The following is a 13,348-nucleotide window of genomic DNA, read 5'->3' as shown; positions in this document are numbered from 1 at the left end:
ATTCAATTCTCCTATTAAATAAGATTCGTGCCCTTAATCCATTCTTCTGTTTTTCTTATTCCTTCCTCCAAACTGACCTGCGGGCTCCAATTAAGGATTTTCTTTGCTTTTTCGTAGTTGCATAACAATTTTGGAATTTCACTTTGAGGATGTATGTGCGCTACATGGCGAATGTTTTGTTTATCGCCTGCGATTAATTCTGCTAAATCATTAATAGAGATATCTCTTCCAAGGCCTGCGTTTATAATTTCACCGTTAGCTTTTGGGGAATAACCCGCCTGCACGACGAAATTGGCACAATCCTCTACATATAAAAGATCACGGGTTTGAGTGCCATCACCATATATATGCAGCTTTTTGCCGTCCAATTTATTTTTTATAAAAATAGCGACTACTCCGCCTTCACCACCTGTTTTCTGGAAAGGCCCATACGTATTAAACGGACGTATAACCACCGCTGGGAGACCATACGCGTGATAATAAGAGAGCACCATGTTTTCAGCCGCGATCTTTGCTCCTGCATAAGGAGAAGCGGGTTTAATAGGATCTGTTTCTTTGATGCCTTCAGCAAATGCAGCTCGGTCGTACACCATACAGGTACTCATAAAAACAACTTTCACATTATGCTTTTTACATAATTCTAAAATGTTAAAAGTACCGATTGTGTCATTTGCAAATGTGGTTTTCGGATCGTCAATGCTGTCTTGTACGTTTATGCTTGCACCCAAATGATAGCAAATGTCAAATTGTTTCAAGAAAAGATCTTCTAATGTGTTTAAATCCTTTATATCTCCATTAATAAACTCGATAAAACCCGGGGCGTTTTTCAGCTCTTCGAGATTTTCTAAACGCCCATTCGATAAATCATCCAGCACCCATACTTGATGACCGTCTTCTAATAACTTTTTCACAACCCATCTGCCAATAAAACCTGCTCCGCCGGTAACGAGAATATTCATGCCCATCTTCCTTCCCAGATTAAATTAGTTTTTGCGATTGTAATAATGTAAGGACTTCTCCTTTTGAAATTTGCTCCTGATCATTTGAACTATAGGTTCCTTCAGCAGCTTTTTTTGCTTGAGTATAATGATTTCTTTTCCCAAATGTTGAAGGGATCACAAACATTTCAGGCAGCTCAAAAGCTATTGTCGATTCATCATACGTCATAAGTTCTTCATACATTTTTTCTCCGGGCCGCAGCCCGATTTCTTGTATTTCAATTTCATTAATATCCAAATTGTGTTTTTTGCATGTTTCTTCAACAACGACTGACACTAAGTCGCTCAGTGAGATAACCGGCATTTTTAATATGAAAATTTCTCCGCCCTGAGATTCTTTAAGCGCGCTAATTAATAATGACGTCGCCTGATCCAGTGTCATCATAAAGCGGTTCATGTTTAAATCCGTAACAGTCACTTTTTTTTGCTTTAAGATTTGTTCTGTAAACAAGGGAACTACGGAACCCCTTGAACCCATTACATTTCCAAACCGAACACAAGAAAAAACCGTCTCGGCTTTTCCTTTGCTGTACTCTGCTGCGGAAATTAACCTTTCAGCTGTGAGTTTTGTTGCTCCATATGCATTCGTTGGTGATATTGCCTTATCTGAACTTGTAAAAACGACTTTTTTCACGTTTTGGGCAACGGCTGCTTTAATGACATTATTGGTTCCTATAATATTTGTCAGGACCGCTTCATAGGGATTGTATTCGCAAGCGGGAACATGCTTCATGGCAGCCGTATGGAAGACGTAGTCAATGCTGTCCATTGCATTTAACACCCGGTCATAATCTCGCACATCTCCTATTAAAAATCTAATATCCTTTCTGGGCCCGATTTCGTTTTCTAGCATAAATTGTTTATATTCATCCCTGCTGAATATTCGAACAACCTTTGGTTGGTCCTTAAGAATTTGTTTTAGTAGGCTTTTTCCAATCGTACCTGTTCCGCCAATTATGAGTATTTTTTTATCTTTGAAAAACACAAGTAACCCACTTCCTTTTTCTTGAATGGATAAAACAATGTCGGTTATTGGAGTATATGCTTGTTAGATAACTCTGTGTTTGCTCTAGCCTATTTGGATTCAACTATTATTTTGTCAATGGTGCGGCAGTAACAGTAGATCCTGTCGGCCGGAGAAAACAGTCTTTCTCTTAAGAATGAAATGGAGAGATTGCAGGGGAGAAACATCCTGATTGGAGAGCGTGTCATGGAGGAATGGCGATAACGCAGAGATACATAATAAAAAGGCATGAGCCCGGTTCATTCAATACCAAACTCATGCCTTTGCTATTTGTGTCTATCTTTTTGAATCTCTATTCGAACACCGGATCATCCTCATAATAGTAAGAATCCGGATCTTCATACGTATTGGTGTTTTCAAAAGCGGCAATGCCGATGATCACCAGCATGAAAATGACTAAAATGATCCCGATCAGGCCAGTGACAATGCTGGATGCTGCGTAAAACAGCTGCATTTTAATAAATTTCCCGTAATTCTCAAGCATACTTTCGCCAGCAGTGCCGGTAAGATTTCCTTCAGCTTCCGCGGCTGCTTTTGCTGAACGCATCAGAAAGACGCCTGAAATAATCAGCAGTACGCCCGGAATGGCGCCGATCACTGTCATCAAAGCAGACAGAGTGAGCAGCGAGCCCATAATGATCAGCAAAATGCCTGAAATTTTGCCCCACTTGGCAATGTCTGATAGCGACTTGACAGCAGAGGCGCTCAGCTGGCGGCTCTCACTTTCCGCAGTCACAATCTCCTGTTCTGCGGCACTGCTTTCTTCATTATGATGTTCAATCTCGTTTTCATCTTTATCCAGACTAATCATGACAGCTCTCTCCCTAAAATTTTTAAATCGTATCTTTTGCCGTCCATTTCGGCAATGCCGGGGAATAGGCCCCATTCTGCAAACCCGTGCTTTTCAAACAGCTTCAGGCTTGGTTTATTATGTCCGAAAATGAAGGCCATAAGTGAGCGGATTCCAAGATTCGGCGCAATGCGAAGCGCTTCCTGGAGCAAATACGATCCGACGCCTTTGCCGCGGCATGCTTCGTCAATGTATATGCTGACTTCCGCTGTTTTATTATAGGCGGGTCTTCCGTAAAATGTTTCAAAGCTGATCCAGGCAGCAACGTTCCCGTTTTCGTCCTCGGCAACATAGAGCGGACGTGCCTCTGTATGCCCCAAAAACCATTCCATCCGGTCTTCAAGTGTTACCGGCTCGGTATCGGCTGTTACCATTCTGGAGGTAATCGTTGAATTATAAATCGCAACAACTGCTTCCAGATCTTTATGTTCAGCAAGACGCAATGTCATGTTCATAAGTATTTGGCACTCCTCTCAAAAAAAATGACATATTTTCGTATCAGTCTGCGCAAACTACATCTAAAAAAGTTTTTTGTATAGGTGTATATATTTTCAGAAAAGTGTTCAGAATGTTGCTGAGGTGATGAAACAATGAGAGAGGAAGAAAAGAAAACTTCTCAAGTCAAAAAACTTCAGCAGTTTTTTCGTAAACGCTGGGTGTTCCCTGCAATTTACTTAGTCAGTGCGGCCGTCATTTTAACAGCTGTCCTTTGGTATCAATCTGTATCAAATGATGATGTAAAGGATCAGTTGGCTGATAACGGCGGAAACTCCGCATATGACAACAACGACGATGCAGTTGAAGTAGGAAAGTCAATGGAAAATGTCGCAATGCCGGTTGTTGATTCTGAAAACGTTTCTGTTGTGAAAAAGTTCTATGAAACCGATGCCGCAAAAGAAGAGAAAGAAGCAGCACTCGTTACCTATAATAACACGTACAGCCTAAGCAAAGGAATTGACTTAGCTGAGAAAGACGGAAAAGATTTCGATGTTTCTGCTTCTCTGAGCGGTACGGTTGTCAAAGCTGAAAAAGATCCAGTGCTGGGATATGTTGTAGAAGTTGAACATGCCGACGGCTTATCAACTGTGTATCAATCTCTTTCTGAAGTAAGTGTTGAGCAAGGTGACAAGGTGAAACAAAACCAAGTGATCGGAAAGTCTGGCAAGAACCTTTACAGCGAAGACAGCGGAAACCACGTGCATTTTGAAATCCGTAAAGACGGAGTCGCTATGAACCCGCTGAACTTTATGGACAAGCCGGTTTCTTCTATTGAAAAAGCAGCAGCTGCTGAAGAAAAAGCTGCAACTGAAGAAACAGAAGAATCCATTCAGCAATCTTCCGAGAAAAAGGATGGATCAACTGAAAAAGGAACAGAAGAAAAATCCGGTGAGAAAAAGGATGATTCAACTGACAAATCTGGTTCCAAAGAAAGCAGCACAACAGAAGACACTGAACAGTCTTAATGAAGAAAACGTCTATCCGTGTGATGGGCGTTTTTTTTTGTTACTTTTTGCTTTGTTTCACCGTCTATGTAGTTACACAAAGGCACGTATGTTATAAAGGAGGTTATGGCATGAACCGCCTACTGCTCGCAGTCTGGATCTTTTTTATTCTGCTCTCTGTCTGTACGGAGAGCTTCAGCGGCATGGTCGTATCGCAATCGGTGGCTTTTCATTTTCAGCCGCACCCTGATCTGTCTCAGTTTTTAGACTTGGATTTTACTGAGCTTGCTGTACCTGTAGCGCTTATTCAAAAAATCGGGCACGCGTTTTCCTTCTTTGTGCTGACATATTTGCTGTGGAAACAGCGGGGCAGCATAAAATCAGCTGCAGCCGGCTCGTTTGCGTTTGCTTTTTTCACAGAAGTTCTTCAGCTCTTCTTCAGCAGGAACGGATGTATTCGGGATGTGCTCATCGATACTGTTGGAATTGTATTGTTTTGTGGTTTATATGTGTTGGCGAAGCGGAGAAAACATGAGATGTACGAAAAATTTTAAAGCCGGCTGTCTTGGATTCAGACGCCGGCTTTTGTCTTTTCTAGAAATTTTGATCGGTTGGTTTTTTCGTCAGTTTATTAATGATGGCTTCATAGATTTTCACAATCAAATCGACGAATGGGCGAAGCAGATCTGAAAATCTAAAGAATAGGAACCCGATAATGATGGCGACAACAAGGCTGCCTAATACATCTACCGGATAGTGATGCCCTACCCAAATTCTCGAAAAGCCTGTCAAAAGCCCGAAAATAACAAGGGGCCAGCCGATTTTGCGGTTTCTGAAAAGCATCGCAATAGAAATTGCTAACGCACCTGTTGTGTGGTCACTCGGAAATGATGCATCCGCATCATGCGGAATCAGCGTATGCACTGTGTGCGCAACGAACGGGCGCGGTTCGAAATAAACTTGCGTAATCAAAAAGTTGATGACGAGACCCGCAATTCCTGTAAGGCCCGCGTAAAGCACATTTTTTCTGCTTTGCGTGTTCCCGAACAGCCAGATTGCCAATAGGATAAGGGCATAGGCGACAATGGCATATTCCGTTATGAAGACCATAATAGAATCGAGAACCGAATTGTGATGAGATAGTCCATGAATAGCTTTAAAAATTTCGTAATTCAAATAATCACCTTTTACATTTTTAATAATAGACTCATTATACTCATAAAAAGTTTCAAATCAAAAAAGACTTTGCTAAAATGCGTGACGCTTGAAGAGAATTCGAAGGGGAGACAGCGTTTCTGGGGGTTTTTTCTATACGCAAAAAAAGAGATCCGGAGTTCCGAATCTCTTCTAAACAATTACAGTGCTTCAGGTCCTTCCTCGCCGGTGCGGATGTTGATCGTATTGCTGATTTCATAGACAAATATTTTTCCGTCACCAGGTGATCCTGTTTTCAGGACCCTTTTAGCGGTCTCAGTCACTTGATCAACAGGAACCTTGCTGACCACGATTTCAATTTTTAAACGTTCATATACATTGCTTTCTATTTTTACCCCTCGATAGAGCTCCGTATGTGCTTTTTGAAGGCCGCAGCCGTGAACATTGGAGAAGGTCAGAGAGGTGACCCCGATTTTTCCGAGTTCCTGCTTCAGCTTTTCAAAATTTGCCGGACGCGTTACAATTTCTACCTTGAACATTTGACCGCTCATAGCGTCACTCCTCACATAGAATCTTGATATGCTTTTTCCCCGTGCATCGTTAAGTCAAGCCCGAGTGATTCTTCTTCTTCGGTTGCGCGAAGGGGAAGGAAGAGGCCTACAATTTTAATAATAACGAAAGTGACAATAAATACAAAAACATAAGTGGCGGCGATGGCTACGATTTGTTTCCAGATTAAGCTTGCATCTCCGTAGAATAAGCCGTCCGCACCCGCTGAATTAACAGAGGTTGTCGCGAATAATCCTGTTGCGATTCCGCCCCATGTGCCGCCGATGCCGTGCAGGCCAAAGGCATCGAGCGCATCATCGTATCCGAATTTCTTTTTAAGTGAGAATACGCCCCAGAAACAAACCGCTCCGCCAATGATGCCGATAATAATGGAAGAGAACGGTGTGACAAATCCGGCAGCCGGCGTAATCGCCACAAGCCCGGCGATTGCGCCGGATACCGCTCCGAGCATCGTCGGTTTTTTGTTAATGATCCATTCTACTAAGATCCAGCCGGCAATCCCAGCTGCTGCGGCAGTGTTTGTGTTGATGAAAGCGTACATGGCCACACCGTCTAAGGTCAGGGCGCTGCCGACGTTAAAACCGAACCAGCCGAACCAAATCAAAGCCCCGCCTAAGAACGTATAAATGAGGTTGTGCGGAGAAGACGCTGTGCCGTCTTTCCGTTTGCCGAGCACAATAGCGAGAACAAGGCCTGCCACACCGGAGGAAATATGAACAACGTTGCCGCCGGCGAAATCGAGCGCGCCAAGCTGGCCGATCCAGCCGCCGCCCCATACCCAGTGCGCAACCGGCGTGTAAACCAAAGAAGCCCATAAAACCGAGAATAAAAGAAAAGCGCCGAATCGCATTCGCTCTGCGAAAGCCCCGGAAATAATTGCTGTTGTCAGAACAGCGAACGTCATTTGAAACATCATAAACAATGAGTGGGGAATGGTATCGCTATAATCTCCCGGATCAAATCCAACCCCTTTCAGACCGGCCCACTCTAGTCCGCCAATGATTGAATTGCCTGGTGCGAAGGCAAGTGTATATCCGAACAGCACCCAAACGATGGAAACGATGGCAATGGAAGAGAAACTGTGCATTGCAGTGCTCAGCACATTTTTGCTTTTTACCATTCCTCCATAAAATAACGCTAATCCCGGGGTCATCAGCCACACGAGTAAAGCGCAAAAGAACATAAAAACTGTATCGCCCATTTGCATGTCTCATTCCTCCGTATCTTTCAGAATTATTATATTTCTTCATTATAGAGAAAAAAGAATGATAAAACATTTTCATGTAAGATTTCCTAACATGGTTTTTTAGGGAATGTTATCGAGGGATGTAAAGAATGGAAAACGGCATTTTTTTGCGATATAAGACTTTATATCTATAAAAGAAGCTGTCCATATGAGCAGAAAAGAGAATTGACAATTATTAGAATGTTTTATACTGTATTAAGTGTACTAACTCGAATAATACACTGAGGAGGGATGCGTTATGAATAAAGGGGACAGGCTAAGGAGAGCGGTAAGAAAATCGATTCCGGCGACGTTCCGATTGTTTTTAGCCTTTAATTTTTTCGTGTACGGCCTGGTGAAAGTGGTGATAGGCCAGTTTGGTGAAGTGACGCCTGAAATTGAGGCAGCCGCTGGAAAGGGGTTTACCATTGTGTGGACATTTTTTGGTTATTCTCATGTTTACGAACTGTTTATAGGTTTCGGTGAAATCCTTGCAGCTGTTTTATTACTGATTCCGAGAACAGCTGCATTAGGGGCAGTTGTTTTTATGCCGATTATTGTGAACATCGTCTTGATTAACTATTGTTTTAATATTGGTGTGCAGGATCTTAGCACGATATTAATGGTCATGTGTCTCATCCTGCTTTGGGTGGACCGCCGCAAATTCATGGGCATTTTCAGACAGGAGCCGTTAAACGGCGGGCAGGTGATGAAGCGATGACACCCCTTATGATTACAGTGCTTGCCGGTTTGTTCGTATGCACGACCTGTTACTATTACATAAATGAAAAATCATAAGAAAAGCGCTCCTTCTGAGAATTTTACAAGCATACTAAAAGAACTTAGGCAGAGTGAAGAGTAAAATAAGCAATGTGAGAAACACTAACAGCATCAGGAGGAGACGTATGATGAATACACTCAACATTGATTTTCAAAAAACAGCATTGGTTATCATTGATTTGCAAAAAGGAATTGTGCCGATAGATCAAAGCGGACAGGTTGTCCCAAATGCGAAAAAGCTCGTAGATGAATTTCGAAAACATAACGGGTTCATCAGCTTTGTGAATGTAGCCTTTCATGACGGAGCGGATGCGCTGAAGCCGCAAACAGATGAGCCTGCGCAGGGAGGTTCAGGGGAAATGCCTGCGGATTGGGCCGAATTTGTTCCGGAAATTGGTGTGCAGGATGGAGATTACACTGTAACAAAACGGCAGTGGGGTGCATTCTTCGGCACGGATTTAGATTTACAGTTGAGGCGCCGCGGCATTGACACGATTGTATTGTGCGGCATCGCGACGAACATCGGGGTGGAAAGCACAGCACGCGAGGCATTCCAGCTTGGCTATCAGCAGATTTTTATTACAGATGCCATGTCCACGTTCAGCCAGGAAGAGCATGAAGCCACACTGCGCTTTATTTTTCCGAGAATCGGTAAATCGCGGACAACGGAAGAATTTCTAGCGCAAGTGAAATGATGATATCGAAAAAAAGCCGTGCTGTTTTTTTAACAGCGGTGGCTTCGGGAACGATGCTGAATCCGCTGAATTCGTCTATGATTTCTCTTGCGCTCCATAGCATCCAGCATGAGTTTCACCTGTCGTTTACAACGGTTTCCTGGCTGATCTCCTCGTTTTACCTGGCGAGTGCCGTGGCTCAGCCTGTAACGGGAAAGCTCGGCGATTTGATCGGGCGGAAACGCTTGTTTTTATTTGGGCTCATTCTTGTTGCGGTTTCTGCCATCGGGGCACCGTTTGCGCCAACATTTATGACATTATTGATCATGCGGCTGTTTCAATCGGTAGGAAGCAGTGCGATTTATCCGTCGGGAGTCGGGCTGATTCGAAGTCATATTCATGAGCGGCAGGCATCAGCCTTGGCTGTGCTCTCTATTTTTGCGTCTGCCATGACGGCGCTCGGGCCGACAGTCGGCGGATTTTTGATTGTGTGGGGCGGCTGGCCGGCAATCTTTATCGTCAATTTGCCGTTTATTATCCTCAGCTTCTTGTTGGGCGTGTATATGTTCCCGAAAGATCAGAAAAAAGGGGCAGGAATCAAAACGATTGTACGGCAGCTCGACATTCTTGGCATCGTTTTATTTGCCGGGGGAATCATATTCCTTCTATCCTTTCTTCTGTCTTTCAGCACGTCGCCGCATGCGGTTGAAGGTGTGCTTGGGGTGCTTCTGCTCGGTGCTTTTGTCTGGCATGAGCTGAAAACGGATAAGCCGTTCATTGATGTCCGCCTGTTTAGGACGCAGCGAAACCTGTCAGCCGTATATGTTCAGTTTATTTTACTGAATGTTTTCTTCTATTGTTTATTTTTTGGGCTGCCGAGTTATTTTCAAGACGAAATGCATCTTTCTGTTCAAATGAGCGGTCTGTTTATGTTGTTTATGTCAGGGATGAGCATCGTTGTGTCACCTATTACGGGCAAATGGATCGACCGATCAGGCGTGGTCAAGCCGATCTTTGCGGGTGCGCTTTTGATGACGGCTGGAGCCGTGCTCTTAACCATCTTTTTTATCAACGCTCAGGTTATCGGGAAAGGCTTTATACTGTCAATCTTGGGTATAGGGTACGGACTTGGAAATGTCGCGCTGCAGGCAGCAATGCTCGAAACGAGTCCTTCTAACATGGTAGGGACGACTTCAGGGCTGTTTCAAACCTGCCGTTACTTAGGGTCGATTTTGTCTTCGGTGATCCTTGGTCTTCTTTTTGGAAAGGAAATCACGGCAGCCCATTTTGATATGATGGGAATCATCATGATCATAGCGGGCGGAGCGAGCCTGTTTATGGCTGTGAGATTTGCTGCATTAATGAAAACTGCATCATGAGAAAAAGAGACAGACACTGCGTCTGTCTCTTTTTCTTGTTTAGACTGTTCAAATACAAACGGGAAAATTGTATATCATAGCCAATGTTATTGTCTGACTTTTCAGTTATATTAAGTGACATCGAATGTCAGGAAATGAAACATACGACGAAAAAACAGACAATATTGAAAGGGGAGCCGGCTATGAAATTAAAAGAGAGCCAGCATCAATCCAACAAACTGAGCAATGAAGATCTGCTGCCTTTAGGACAGGAAAAACGGACATGGAAAGCAATGAACTTTGCCTCTATTTGGATGGGATGTATACATAATATACCGACCTACGCGACGGTGGGCGGGTTAATTGCGATCGGTCTTTCGCCTTGGCAGGTGCTGGCGATCATTATTACGGCATCGCTTATCTTATTTGGCGCTCTAGCCTTAAACGGCCATGCGGGGACAAAATACGGGCTGCCGTTTCCTGTGATTATCCGGGCTTCTTACGGAATATACGGCGCGAATATCCCTGCGCTTCTAAGGGCGTTTACAGCGATCATGTGGCTTGGCATTCAGACCTTTGCGGGAAGCACGGCGCTGAACATTTTGCTTTTGAATATATGGCCGGGCTGGGGAGAAATTGGCGGCGGATGGAACATTCTCGGCATTCACTTGTCAGGTTTGCTTTCTTTTATATTCTTTTGGGCCATTCATTTACTCGTATTGCATCACGGCATGGAATCGATTAAGCGTTTTGAGGTGTGGGCAGGTCCTTTAGTGTATGTCGTCTTTGGCGGCATGGTATGGTGGGCCGTCGATATTGCCGGAGGGTTGGGGCCAATTTATTCTCAGCCAGGAAAGTTCCATACATTTTCAGAAACATTCTGGCCGTTTGCTGCCGGGGTTACCGGTATCATCGGCATCTGGGCGACATTGATCTTAAATATCCCTGATTTCACACGGTTTGCTGAAACGCAAAAAGAGCAAATCAAAGGGCAATTTTACGGTTTGCCGGGAACCTTCGCGCTGTTTGCGTTTGCCAGTATTACTGTGACTTCCGGTTCACAGGTCGCTTTCGGCGAGCCGATTTGGGATGTTGTCGATATTTTGGCGAGGTTTGATAACCCTTATGTCATCGTATTGTCCGTGATTACGCTCTGCATCGCCACGATCTCTGTAAACGTCGCCGCGAACATCGTATCGCCCGCTTATGATATAGCGAATGCCCTGCCGAAATATATTAATTTTAAACGCGGTAGTTTTATCACTGCGTTGCTCGCTTTATTTACGGTTCCGTGGAAGCTGATGGAGAGCGCGACAAGCGTATATGCGTTTCTCGGCTTAATTGGCGGCATGCTTGGTCCGGTGGCAGGCGTGATGATGGCTGATTACTTTATCATTCGCAAACGGGAGCTCTCGGTAGATGACCTGTATTCTGAAACAGGGCGTTATGTGTATTTTAAAGGCTACAATTACCGTGCGTTTGCAGCCACGATTCTGGGGGCGCTGATTTCACTGATTGGCATGTATGTTCCTGCATTGAAAAGCTTATACGATATTTCCTGGTTTGTCGGCGTGCTGATTTCATTTCTTTTCTATATTGTTCTGATGCGTGTTCACCCGCCGGCTTCGTCGGCGATTGAGACGTTTGAATCTGGGCAGGTTCGTCAGGCTGAATAAGATCTATCTCACGGTATATTTTCATATTTTTGAAATGGTTTTCCATAAATAGAACATTTATAATTGTTTTAGAAATCTATTCTAAAACGAAATGGGAATCGAATATGAGAAAATGGTATTTTATTCTTTTGGCAGGTGTGTTAACGTCCGTCATCCTTGCCTTTGTTTTTGATAAGACAAAAGCGAATGAGGAAGAGCAAGGGAACTGCATCTATGTTTCGCCAGAGGGCAGTGATCAAAATGAAGGCACGAAAGATAAGCCGTTTCGTACACTGGCACATGCTTCAGAGGAGGCTGCCGCCGGCACAACCGTCATGATTCGGGAAGGCACGTATCATGAAACCCTTGAGGTAAAGCACAGCGGTACGGACGGAAAGCCTATCACGTTCCGAAACTATGAAAATGAAAAAGTCGTGATTAGCGGAGAATCCGTTGCGGACGCAGAATATGAAACACCGCTTATTCATATTCACGATAAACATGACATTGCCATCAGCGGTTTAACGATTCAAGATCTTTCTGTTTCATCTGAGGAAGCAACTGCTATGGGGATTTATGTATCAGGCTCCAGCAGTCATATTGCCATTAAGAACAATCATGTCCGGGATATTAAGACAACAGCAGATGAAGGAAATGCCCACGGAATCGCAGTCTATGGAACTGGCAGCATGAAAGACATTCAAATCAAGGACAATACGGTTGAGAATCTGACGCTTGGAGCGAGTGAAGCGGTTGTGCTAAACGGAAATATTGACGGCTTCACCGTTGCGGGCAATGTGGTCCGCAACAATAACAACATCGGGATTGACCTTATCGGTTATGAGGGAACCGCGGACAAAAACGATTACGTGCGAAATGGAGTCGTAGAAAACAATACGATTTATCAAAACTCGACTTACGGAAACCCTGCTTATGGAGATGATTACTCAGCAGGCGGGATTTATGTCGATGGCGGACACAGCATCGAGATTAAGAAAAACACAGTTTACGATAACGATATTGGGATTGAAGCAACGTCTGAGCATAAAGGGAAATATGCAAATGCTATTCAGATTACAGATAACAAAGTGTACAACAATGCTTACACCGGTATTTCAATCGGAGGATACGACAAAAAGCGGGGCGGCACCAGCAATTCTCTGATTGCACACAACATTATGTACCGGAATGACACAAAGGGGCTGTATGGCGGACAGCTGCTGTTGCAGTACGATACGAAAAACAACACAATCGAAAAGAATATTTTGACGGCCAGTGATTCCAGATTATTTATCGGAAACGATTTTACAGAAAATGAAGGCAATACGGTGAATCATAACGTGTACCATAAGGAAGCGGATCAAGACGGTATATGGATGTGGAAAAAGAATGAATACGATTCATTTTCGTCGTATCGAAAAGCAACAAATAACGATCAGCAATCCATTTATGCCGATCCGATGTATCGTGATGAAGATTCCTCTGACTTTACGTTAGATCCTGATTCACCTGCGCGGCCGGTCATTGAATAATATGCCATTAGCGGCGTTCTCTTCCGTTCAACGGAGCAGGACGCCGCTTTTTATATGCAAAAAAAGACTGCCGGCATCTCCCGGC

Annotated in this window: 14 protein-coding genes; 7 read left to right on the top strand and 7 right to left on the bottom strand. The window is 43.9% G+C overall.

Annotated features, from left to right (window positions below; all coding sequences use genetic code 11):
* Positions 1 to 14: 14 nt before the first annotated feature.
* From M1M80_RS19050 to M1M80_RS19035, 4 genes are all read right to left on the bottom strand, one after another.
* Positions 15 to 959: a dTDP-glucose 4,6-dehydratase gene (locus M1M80_RS19050; protein WP_060399681.1), complete on the bottom strand. Its 945-nt coding sequence runs from the start codon at positions 957 to 959 to the stop codon at positions 15 to 17.
* A 19-nt stretch (positions 960 to 978) separates the two neighbouring features.
* Positions 979 to 1,983, bottom strand: a complete 1,005-nt coding sequence (locus M1M80_RS19045; RefSeq protein ID WP_060399680.1) for an SDR family NAD(P)-dependent oxidoreductase — start codon at positions 1,981 to 1,983, stop codon at positions 979 to 981.
* 331 nt (positions 1,984 to 2,314) lie between these two features.
* Complete coding sequence (locus M1M80_RS19040; protein ID WP_060399679.1) at positions 2,315 to 2,833, bottom strand: DUF5362 family protein; 519 nt, start codon at positions 2,831 to 2,833, stop codon at positions 2,315 to 2,317.
* Positions 2,830 to 3,321, bottom strand: coding sequence for a GNAT family N-acetyltransferase (locus tag M1M80_RS19035; RefSeq protein ID WP_080030786.1), 492 nt, complete (start codon positions 3,319 to 3,321; stop codon positions 2,830 to 2,832). Before M1M80_RS19035 ends, M1M80_RS19040 begins: the two co-directional genes overlap by 4 nt.
* Before the next feature lie 141 nt (positions 3,322 to 3,462).
* Between M1M80_RS19035 and spoIIQ the strand changes: the two genes are divergently transcribed.
* Positions 3,463 to 4,335, top strand: coding sequence for a stage II sporulation protein SpoIIQ (gene spoIIQ / locus M1M80_RS19030; protein WP_003235692.1), 873 nt, complete (start codon positions 3,463 to 3,465; stop codon positions 4,333 to 4,335).
* A 110-nt stretch (positions 4,336 to 4,445) separates the two neighbouring features.
* Positions 4,446 to 4,868: a VanZ family protein gene (locus M1M80_RS19025; protein WP_060399678.1), complete on the top strand. Its 423-nt coding sequence runs from the start codon at positions 4,446 to 4,448 to the stop codon at positions 4,866 to 4,868.
* 40 nt (positions 4,869 to 4,908) lie between these two features.
* Here M1M80_RS19025 and bcrC read toward each other — a convergent pair whose 3' ends face one another.
* The 3 genes from bcrC to amtB form a co-directional block, all read right to left on the bottom strand.
* Positions 4,909 to 5,490 carry an undecaprenyl-diphosphate phosphatase BcrC gene (bcrC, locus tag M1M80_RS19020; RefSeq protein ID WP_060399677.1) on the bottom strand — a complete coding sequence of 194 codons (582 nt, stop codon included), beginning with the start codon at positions 5,488 to 5,490 and terminating at the stop codon, positions 4,909 to 4,911.
* A 179-nt stretch (positions 5,491 to 5,669) separates the two neighbouring features.
* Complete coding sequence (locus M1M80_RS19015; protein WP_003221829.1) at positions 5,670 to 6,020, bottom strand: P-II family nitrogen regulator; 351 nt, start codon at positions 6,018 to 6,020, stop codon at positions 5,670 to 5,672.
* Between the two features lie 11 nt (positions 6,021 to 6,031).
* Entirely contained in the window at positions 6,032 to 7,246 is a 1,215-nt protein-coding gene (gene amtB / locus M1M80_RS19010; RefSeq protein WP_003235687.1) for an ammonium transporter AmtB, read from the bottom strand.
* Between the two features lie 277 nt (positions 7,247 to 7,523).
* Here amtB and M1M80_RS19005 point away from each other — a divergent pair, with 277 nt between their 5' ends.
* The 5 genes from M1M80_RS19005 to M1M80_RS18985 all read left to right on the top strand — a co-directional run bounded on the left by M1M80_RS19005 (position 7,524) and on the right by M1M80_RS18985 (position 13,263).
* Positions 7,524 to 7,985 carry a hypothetical protein gene (locus M1M80_RS19005; RefSeq protein WP_060399676.1) on the top strand — a complete coding sequence of 154 codons (462 nt, stop codon included), beginning with the start codon at positions 7,524 to 7,526 and terminating at the stop codon, positions 7,983 to 7,985.
* A 184-nt stretch (positions 7,986 to 8,169) separates the two neighbouring features.
* Positions 8,170 to 8,739: a hydrolase gene (locus M1M80_RS19000; protein WP_060399675.1), complete on the top strand. Its 570-nt coding sequence runs from the start codon at positions 8,170 to 8,172 to the stop codon at positions 8,737 to 8,739.
* A complete protein-coding gene (locus M1M80_RS18995; RefSeq protein WP_060399674.1) occupies positions 8,739 to 10,097 on the top strand; it encodes an MFS transporter in 1,359 nt (452 codons plus the stop codon). Before M1M80_RS19000 ends, M1M80_RS18995 begins: the two co-directional genes overlap by 1 nt.
* Before the next feature lie 182 nt (positions 10,098 to 10,279).
* Entirely contained in the window at positions 10,280 to 11,752 is a 1,473-nt protein-coding gene (gene pucI / locus M1M80_RS18990; protein ID WP_060399673.1) for an allantoin permease, read from the top strand.
* Between the two features lie 104 nt (positions 11,753 to 11,856).
* A complete protein-coding gene (locus tag M1M80_RS18985) occupies positions 11,857 to 13,263 on the top strand; it encodes a right-handed parallel beta-helix repeat-containing protein (RefSeq protein ID WP_060399672.1) in 1,407 nt (468 codons plus the stop codon).
* The last annotated feature ends 85 nt before the right edge of the window (positions 13,264 to 13,348 follow it).

The sequence above is a fragment of the Bacillus inaquosorum genome (assembly GCF_023238325.1).
Lineage (GTDB): Bacteria > Bacillota > Bacilli > Bacillales > Bacillaceae > Bacillus > Bacillus inaquosorum.
This window is presented reverse-complemented; position numbering and strand designations above follow the sequence as displayed.

Excerpts from the sequence above, each read along its gene's own strand:
- M1M80_RS19050 (WP_060399681.1), bottom strand. The coding sequence starts at position 959 with ATGAATATTCTCGTTACCGGCGGAGCAGGTTTTATTGGCAGATGGGTT.
- M1M80_RS19040 (WP_060399679.1), bottom strand. The coding sequence starts at position 2,833 with ATGATTAGTCTGGATAAAGATGAAAACGAGATTGAACATCATAATGAA.
- M1M80_RS19035 (WP_080030786.1), bottom strand. The coding sequence starts at position 3,321 with ATGACATTGCGTCTTGCTGAACATAAAGATCTGGAAGCAGTTGTTGCG.
- spoIIQ (WP_003235692.1), top strand. The coding sequence starts at position 3,463 with ATGAGAGAGGAAGAAAAGAAAACTTCTCAAGTCAAAAAACTTCAGCAG.
- M1M80_RS19025 (WP_060399678.1), top strand. The coding sequence starts at position 4,446 with ATGAACCGCCTACTGCTCGCAGTCTGGATCTTTTTTATTCTGCTCTCT.
- M1M80_RS19015 (WP_003221829.1), bottom strand. The coding sequence starts at position 6,020 with ATGAGCGGTCAAATGTTCAAGGTAGAAATTGTAACGCGTCCGGCAAAT.
- amtB (WP_003235687.1), bottom strand. The coding sequence starts at position 7,246 with ATGCAAATGGGCGATACAGTTTTTATGTTCTTTTGCGCTTTACTCGTG.
- M1M80_RS19005 (WP_060399676.1), top strand. The coding sequence starts at position 7,524 with ATGAATAAAGGGGACAGGCTAAGGAGAGCGGTAAGAAAATCGATTCCG.
- M1M80_RS19000 (WP_060399675.1), top strand. The coding sequence starts at position 8,170 with ATGATGAATACACTCAACATTGATTTTCAAAAAACAGCATTGGTTATC.
- M1M80_RS18995 (WP_060399674.1), top strand. The coding sequence starts at position 8,739 with ATGATATCGAAAAAAAGCCGTGCTGTTTTTTTAACAGCGGTGGCTTCG.
- pucI (WP_060399673.1), top strand. The coding sequence starts at position 10,280 with ATGAAATTAAAAGAGAGCCAGCATCAATCCAACAAACTGAGCAATGAA.
- M1M80_RS18985 (WP_060399672.1), top strand. The coding sequence starts at position 11,857 with ATGAGAAAATGGTATTTTATTCTTTTGGCAGGTGTGTTAACGTCCGTC.